This window comes from Hominilimicola sp. (assembly GCF_046972485.1).
GTDB classification, from domain to species: Bacteria; Bacillota; Clostridia; order UBA1381; family UBA1381; genus Hominilimicola; species Hominilimicola fabiformis.
Window position 1 is genome coordinate 1 of record NZ_JBKVWU010000111.1, and the last position, 7,473, is coordinate 7,473.

General features: G+C 39.4%; 5 protein-coding genes and 1 tRNA gene. 2 read left to right on the forward strand and 4 right to left on the reverse strand.

The genetic code is table 11. The features are described from left to right. The coding region (cls, locus tag ACLTU0_RS09655; RefSeq protein ID WP_412322232.1) for a cardiolipin synthase at positions 1–1,533 on the forward strand (1,533 nt) is incomplete at its 5' end. A 34-nt stretch (positions 1,534–1,567) separates the two neighbouring features. Here the strand turns inward: cls and ACLTU0_RS09660 are convergent. Together ACLTU0_RS09660 and ACLTU0_RS09665 are read right to left on the reverse strand one after the other, a co-directional pair. Next, positions 1,568–3,331 (reverse strand): ABC transporter ATP-binding protein, encoded by a 1,764-nt coding sequence (locus tag ACLTU0_RS09660; RefSeq protein ID WP_412322234.1) that lies wholly within the window; start codon positions 3,329–3,331, stop codon positions 1,568–1,570. Positions 3,332–3,398: 67 nt separating this feature from the next. Then, positions 3,399–3,487 (reverse strand) — tRNA-Ser (locus ACLTU0_RS09665). Positions 3,488–3,613: 126 nt separating this feature from the next. Here ACLTU0_RS09665 and ACLTU0_RS09670 point away from each other — a divergent pair. Further along, positions 3,614–5,515 carry a S8 family peptidase gene (locus tag ACLTU0_RS09670; protein ID WP_412322236.1) on the forward strand — a complete coding sequence of 634 codons (1,902 nt, stop codon included), beginning with the start codon at positions 3,614–3,616 and terminating at the stop codon, positions 5,513–5,515. A gap of 39 nt (positions 5,516–5,554) precedes the next feature. Here ACLTU0_RS09670 and mscL read toward each other — a convergent pair whose 3' ends face one another. Together mscL and ACLTU0_RS09680 are read right to left on the reverse strand one after the other, a co-directional pair. After that, positions 5,555–6,004 (reverse strand): large conductance mechanosensitive channel protein MscL, encoded by a 450-nt coding sequence (mscL, locus tag ACLTU0_RS09675; RefSeq protein WP_118446124.1) that lies wholly within the window; start codon positions 6,002–6,004, stop codon positions 5,555–5,557. Positions 6,005–6,031: 27 nt separating this feature from the next. Beyond that, the gene (locus ACLTU0_RS09680) at positions 6,032–7,423 is read right to left on the reverse strand and encodes a glycine--tRNA ligase (RefSeq protein WP_412322237.1); all 1,392 of its coding nucleotides are present in this window, start codon (positions 7,421–7,423) and stop codon (positions 6,032–6,034) included. Between the last annotated feature and the right edge of the window lie 50 nt (positions 7,424–7,473).

The following is a 7,473-nucleotide window of genomic DNA, read 5'->3' on the forward strand; positions in this document are numbered from 1 at the left end:
AAAAAGATCTACACACTTTTATATTCACACAAATTCGTTGCAATGGTAATGCTTTTAATGCATATCATTACGTTTGTTGCAATGTATATATGGATTTCCGACTATTCAAAGGTTTTGTTCGGTCTTTCGACTGTTTTGAGTGCCGTACTTATAATATTTGAAATTAATCGTACAGAGGAATCTACTTTTAAAATGACGTGGATAACGCTTATTGCGATTATACCTATATTCGGTGCTTTGTTTTATCTGTTTACAAGGGCACAGGGAGTGTCAATGAATATAGGTGACGATTACAAGAATATTCAAGAGGCAAACAAAAAGTATCTTGTTCAAGACAATGATGTTATGAAAAATATTTATCAGACCGATAAAAATCAGGACGGATTTGCAAGGTATTTATCGAAATACGGCGGTTCTCCTGCTTACACAAATACGGGTGTACAGTATTACAGCATAGGCGAGAGAATGTTTGAGGATATGAAAAAGGAGCTTTTGAAAGCGGAAAAATTCATATTTTTGGAGTTCTTTATTATAAATCACACGAGCCGTATGTGGAATGAAATTCTTGAAATTTTAAAGAAAAAAGTTAAACAGGGCGTTGAAGTTCGCGTTATGTATGACGGTATGGGCTGTATCGTGACGCTTCCGCGAAAATACAATGAATATCTTGAAAGGCAGGGGATTAAATGTCGTATATTTTCGCCGATTGTACCGCTTTTGTCAACTCACCAAAACAATCGTGACCACAGAAAAATAATGGTTATAGACGGTGCGGTGGCGTTTTGCGGTGGGATAAATATTTCAGATGAATATATTAATGAAAAGATGCGTTTCGGGCATTGGAAAGATACGGGATTTATGCTCAGAGGCGAGGCGGTCGCGGGATTTACGGCGATGTTTCTTGAAATGTGGAACGTAAATGATGAACACATTGAGGATTGCGGTGAATATATCCAAGCGTCAAAAAAATATTCCGTAAGTACGGACGGATTTGTAATACCGTTCGGCGATACTCCGCTTGATGAAGTTTATGTCGGAAAGCGTGCGTATATAAATAATCTGAACAATGCGTCGGAATATACTTATATAATGACGCCGTATCTTGTTATTGATGACGAGATGTATGAGTGTATGAAGTATGCGGCTCAAAGGGGCGTTGACGTTAAGATTATAATGCCACATATTCCTGACAAGAAATATGCGTTCTATCTTGCGAGAACATATTATAAGGAACTTTTGAAAGCAGGTATAGAAATATACGAATATACACCCGGTTTTGTTCACGCGAAAATGTCGATAAGTGACGGTAAAAAAGCCATTGTCGGTACGGTAAACCACGATTACAGAAGTTTGTATCTTCACTATGAATGTGCGGCTTATATGCTTAATGTACCGGCGGTTATGGATATTGAACGTGATTTCAAAGACACGCTTGAATTGTCGCAGAAGATTACATTAGAGGACGTTAAACATTTTAATATTTTCACAAAGCTTTTAGGACATATTATAAGGTTAGTAGCACCACTACTATAAAAAAATGCGGTCATACAGACCGCATTTTTGTTTGTTATAGTGAGGTGTACATACTGTATAGGTTGTAGTACAATCCTTTTTTATCAATCAATTCTTGGTGTGTGCCTTGTTCTTCGATACCGTTTTCGGTGAGGACAAGAATCATATTTGCGTTACGGATTGTTGTAAGTCTATGGGCGATTGTGAATACTGTTCTGCCTTTTGCAAGTTTTTCGAGTGAGTCTTGCACGATTTTTTCGCTTTCATTATCAAGTGCGGAGGTCGCTTCGTCAAGAATAAGTATAGGCGGATTTTTTAAGAATACTCTTGCGATACTTATTCTTTGCTTTTGACCGCCCGAAAGTTTAACTCCACGTTCGCCGACATATGTGTCATATCCGTTTTCGAGGTTTGAAATAAATTCATGTGCGCCTGCAAGCTTGGCGGCGTTTATAACATCTTCGCGTGTTGCACCGCTTAATCCGTAAGCGATGTTTTCAAAGACCGTTCCCGAGAACAAGTAAACGTCCTGTTGAACGACACCGATTGAATTTCGGAGCGAATTTAATGTGACGTTTTTTATATCTTTGCCGTCAATTAAAATACGTCCTTCTGTGACGTCATAAAAACGTGGGATAAGGTTACAAAGCGTTGTTTTTCCGCCGCCTGACGGACCGACAAGTGCAACGCTGTCGCCTTTCTTGATGTTAAGATTTATATTTGACAGCACGTTTGTGTCATCGTCACTGTAATGAAATCCGACGTTTTCAAACGTTATATTTCCTTGAACATTTTTCAATTCGTCGGCATTTTCTTTTTCTGTTATTTCGGCAGGTGCGTCCATAATTTCAAGGAAACGCTCAATACCTGTCATACCGCGTTGGAATTGTTCGGTAAATTGAATGATTGTACGCAAAGTGGCAAGGAGCGTGCTTACATACAAAAGATATGCGGTAAGGTCGGCAGGGGAGATTTTGCCGTTAATCATAAACAACGCACCCGCAACAACGACTATCAAATACATTACACCCTCAAAGGCTCTGTTTGATGTTTGAAAACCTGCCATATAGAAATATCCGAGTTTTTTTGTATCAAGAAATTTTTTGTTGCCGTCCTCAAATTTTTCAGCTTCAAGTTCTTCTGTCGCAAATGACTTTACCACTCTTATACCGAGCAATGTATCCTCAACCTGTGAATTAATTTCGCCGATTTGGTTACGCTGTTTCTTGAACGCTTTACGCATACGCGTATTAAAGAATTTTACAAAGCAGAATATAAGCGGAAGTGATGCGAACACAATAACCGTAAGCGGTACGTTTACTCCGCAAAGAATTATAAATGAAACGATTATTTTCAGTGCGGCGATGAAAAATTCTTCGGGGCAGTGGTGTGCAAATTCTGTTATATCAAACAAGTCACTTGTTATTCGTGCCATAATTTGTCCGACTTTGTGTTCGGCAAAGTATGAATGTGAAAACGTTTCAAGGTGTGCGAATAAGTCACGGCGCATATCTGTTTCGATTTTTGCTCCCATAATATGTCCTGTGTCAGCCATATAGAAATTTGCCGCAGAGTCGATTATTCTTAAAATCAGATAGAAAAGTCCTATTTTTAAGATTATTCCGACGGTTAATCCTGCTATGTTATTGATACCCATATTTGTTATGTAACGCACGAGCATTGGGAATACAAGCTCACAAACCGTTGTCAGTGACGCACAGATTAGATCGAGTATCAGTATCCATTTGTATTTTTTGAAATACGGTACAAAGCGCTTTATAAGATAACTCATCTTCATTTGTTTTTCTTCTGTCTGCATTGTTTTACTCCTTTATAAAAATTCACATAGTAAAAAAAGAATGCGGATTAAAAATCAGCATTCTCTTTGGCGGAGAAGGTGGGATTCGAACCCACGTGCCTGTTAAGGCAAACGCATTTCGAGTGCGCCCCGTTATGACCGCTTCGATACTTCTCCAAAAGTACCTTAATATTTTACCATAGTAAAACAAAAAAGTCAAGCGAAAAACGAGGTTTAAATTGACTTTATAAAAATTGAGTGATATACTGAAATTAAAGCAATTTGAAAAACGGAGCTATGGTTATGAAAAAATTCAGATATATATTTTTTGCCGTATTATTGGCTATGATGTGGCTGGGGATTAATGTTTATGCAGATGAATATGACGGGTTGGATTTTGATTACGGAAGTGTGCTTGTGCAGTTAAAACCGCAGATTACCGATGCTGTTTCAATGTGTTCAGACCCGTTTGAAGAATTGAATATCAGTGATGCAAAATGTATTTTCGGTGACGATGCAAGCAGTATCAGTTTGTTTTCTGATAAAACAGAGCCTATTATATATGTACTTGATTTGGAAAATCCGAGCCGTGAAAATGTTATAGATACGATTGAAAAGTTAAAGGCTATGCCGAATATTGAATATGCAGAGCCTAACTACAATGTATATGAGTTTTCCGAACCTAATGACACGTACTATCAAAACGGAAAACAAGCTGTGCTTGATTTAATCGGTGCAAAAAAGCTTTGGGATTTTGATATTGATTGCTCTGATGTGACTGTCGGAGTTATGGATTCGGGTATACAGACAAATCACGAGGATTTAATTGATAATATATGGGTGAATACGAGAGAAATTGTCGGTGACGGCATTGATAATGACGGTAACGGATATATTGATGACATATATGGTTGGAATTGCGGTGACAGTAACGGTGATGTGTCATATGTGAGTAATCACGGCGTCCACGTTGCAGGTATTGTGAGTGCGGTGACCGACAATTCCAAGGGTGTGGCGTCTGTTGCACGTAATGCCAAAATCGCATCAATAAAGATTTTTAACAGCAGTGGTAAAAGTACTTTATCTTATATAATAGAAGGGATTAATTACGCGAAAAAGAATGATATAAATATTATTAATTGCAGTTTTGGCGGTGCAGGTTGGGGAAGTACTTCGGTGAGTATCGTTAAATCGGCGATTGAGGCGGTGCCGGATATATTCTTTGCTATTGCGGCGGGAAATATTGCGACAAGTACACCGCAAGCGGATAATGACAAAGTGGCAGTGTATCCGTCACAACTTACAAAAGACCTTGACAATGTAATTTCTGTTGCAAACACGACAAGCAGTGATGAACTCAGCAGTACGTCGCATTACGGTGCAACAAGTGTTGATATTGCAGCACCGGGTACAGTTATTTACAGTACAATTCCGACAAGCAGTTACGGAACAATGTCGGGAACTTCTATGGCTACACCTATGGTTGCAAGTGCTGTTGCGGTAATGCGTGCAGTAAATCCGAATATTTCTGCAAAAAAAATTAAAGAAACTTTGTGTTCGAGTTCAGACAAGCTTTCGGCACTTACAGGTAAAGTTATAAGCGGCGGAAGATTGAATGCGTATAATGCGGTTAAGGCAATTATGCCGACACCGACGCCAAGTCCAACGGCAACACCGACAGCAACACTGAGTCCAACGGCAACACCAACAGTAAAACCGACAGCAACGCCTACGACAGTACCGACACCGACAGCAACACTGAGTCCAACGGCAACACCAACAGTAAAACCGACAGCAACGCCTACGACAGTACCGACACCGACAGTAACACCAAGTCCAACGGCAACACCAACGGTAAAACCGACAGCAACACCAACGACAGTACCGACACCGACGCTAAGTCCAACGGCAACACCAACGGCTGCTCCGACAGTCACACCAATGCCGACTGTTTTAATGAACAATAAAATTGAGTGTGGAATAAAAGATAACAAACTTATCGTATCGCTTAATTTTGAAGAAGATGACGAAGTGATGTATGTTGCGTTCAGAAAAGGTAATGAACTTAAAAAGATTGTGACACCTGATATACATAATATGACGGCGGAGGTTGATTTGAGTGATACGGAATATGACAGTATAGATGTATATGTGTGGAATGGAAATATGAAGCCGTATGCAGAGGTAAAGCAAATAGAAAAATAAAAGAAAACCCAATCGAATTTCGTTCGATTGGGTTTTGTATTATTCTTTGTCTTTTAACAAATCGCGTATTTCGGCAAGAAGTTCTTCTTGGGTAGGACCTGCAGGAGTGACTTCTTCCTCAACTTTCTTTTTGAATTTATCATTTAGTTTATTAAGTCCCTTAACTACGCAGAAAATTATAAATGCAAGGATAAGGAAATTAATAATAGCCGAAAGGAAATTACCGATATTTATTGATGTACCCGGAATTATCCATTTAGACATATCCATAACCGATTCAACGGCACTTGTGTCACCGACTGTACTTGTAGCGGCTGTTTTGAGTGCGCCTGTTATAAGAGATACAACGTATGCAATACCCGGGTTGATAATGTCGGCAACGAGTGAATCTACAATGCTTTTAAATGCACCGCCGACAACAACGCCGACTGCCATATCAACTACGTTTCCGCGAGATATAAAATCTTTAAATTCATCAACAAATTTCATAGCAATTTACCCCCACCAACAACATTATTAAAATTCTAACTTATCTTCCAAGAACTTTTCAAGTTCGTCAATCTTAATTCTTTGCTGTTCCATTGTATCTCTGTCACGGACTGTAACCGAGTTATCTTCTGCTGAATCGAAGTCATATGTGATACAGTACGGTGTACCGATTTCGTCTTGTCTTCTGTAACGCTTACCGATTGAACCGGCATTGTCATATTCACAGTTGAACTTCTTTGAAAGCTGTTCGTATACAGCTGTTGCACCTTCGTCAAGTTTCTTTGAAAGCGGAAGAAAGGCAGCCTTTATCGGTGCAAGCGCCGGATGCAAGTGCATAACAACTCTTGTGTCGCCGCCCTCAAGTTCTTCTTCGTCATATGCTTCAACAAGGAATGCAAGTGCAACTCTGTCTGCACCAAGTGACGGCTCAATACAATACGGAACGTATTTTTCGTTTGTGATTGGGTCCATATATTCCATACTTTCACCGCTGTGTTCCATATGTTGCTTTAAGTCATAATCGGTTCTGTCTGCAATACCCCAAAGTTCACCCCAACCGAATGGGAATACAAATTCAATATCGGCAGTTGCATTTGAATAGAATGCAAGTTCTTCAGGTGAGTGATCCCTGAAACGCAAGTTTTCCTTTCTTATACCAAGGTTAAGTAAGAAATTCATACAGTATTCTTTCCAATATGCGTGCCACTCAAGGTCTGTACCCGGTGCACAGAAAAATTCAAGTTCCATTTGCTCAAATTCTCTTGTACGGAATGTGAAGTTACCCGGTGTGATTTCGTTTCTGAATGATTTACCGATTTGTCCGATGCCGAAAGGTACTTTTTTACGGCTTGTACGTTGTACGTTTTTGAAGTTTACGAAAATACCTTGTGCAGTTTCCGGACGAAGATATACTACTGATGAAGAATCTTCCGTAACACCTTGGAATGTCTTGAACATAAGGTTAAATTCACGAATATCAGTAAAGTTTTGCTTGCCGCATTTTGGGCAGACAATGTTATTTTCTGTGATGTATTCAACCATCTTTTCTTTGCTCCAACCGTCAACTGTGATGTCCTCACCTTTTTCGTGTGCAAAGTCTTCAATCAGCTTGTCCGCTCTGTGACGTGATTTACATTCTTTACAGTCCATAAGAGGATCCGAGAAACCGCCGACGTGACCCGACGCAACCCATGTTTCTGGGTTCATAAGGATTGCACAGTCAAGACCTACATTATATTTTGATTCCTGTATGAACTTTTTCCACCAAGCTTTTTTTACGTTGTTCTTAAATTCAACACCGAGAGGACCGTAATCCCAAGTGTTTGCAAGACCTCCGTAAATTTCACTGCCTGGGTACACATAGCCTCTGCCTTTACAAAGCGCTACGATTTTGTCCATTGTTTTATCTGCGTTATTCATTATAAAAAAGTCATCCTTTCAAATTATTACATAATTACATATACATATAG

Coding starts and splice junctions, on each gene's coding strand:
- ACLTU0_RS09660 (WP_412322234.1), bottom strand. CDS start 3,331: ATGCAGACAGAAGAAAAACAAATGAAGATGAGTTATCTTATAAAGCGC.
- ACLTU0_RS09670 (WP_412322236.1), top strand. CDS start 3,614: ATGAAAAAATTCAGATATATATTTTTTGCCGTATTATTGGCTATGATG.
- mscL (WP_118446124.1), bottom strand. CDS start 6,004: ATGAAATTTGTTGATGAATTTAAAGATTTTATATCTCGCGGAAACGTA.
- ACLTU0_RS09680 (WP_412322237.1), bottom strand. CDS start 7,423: ATGAATAACGCAGATAAAACAATGGACAAAATCGTAGCGCTTTGTAAA.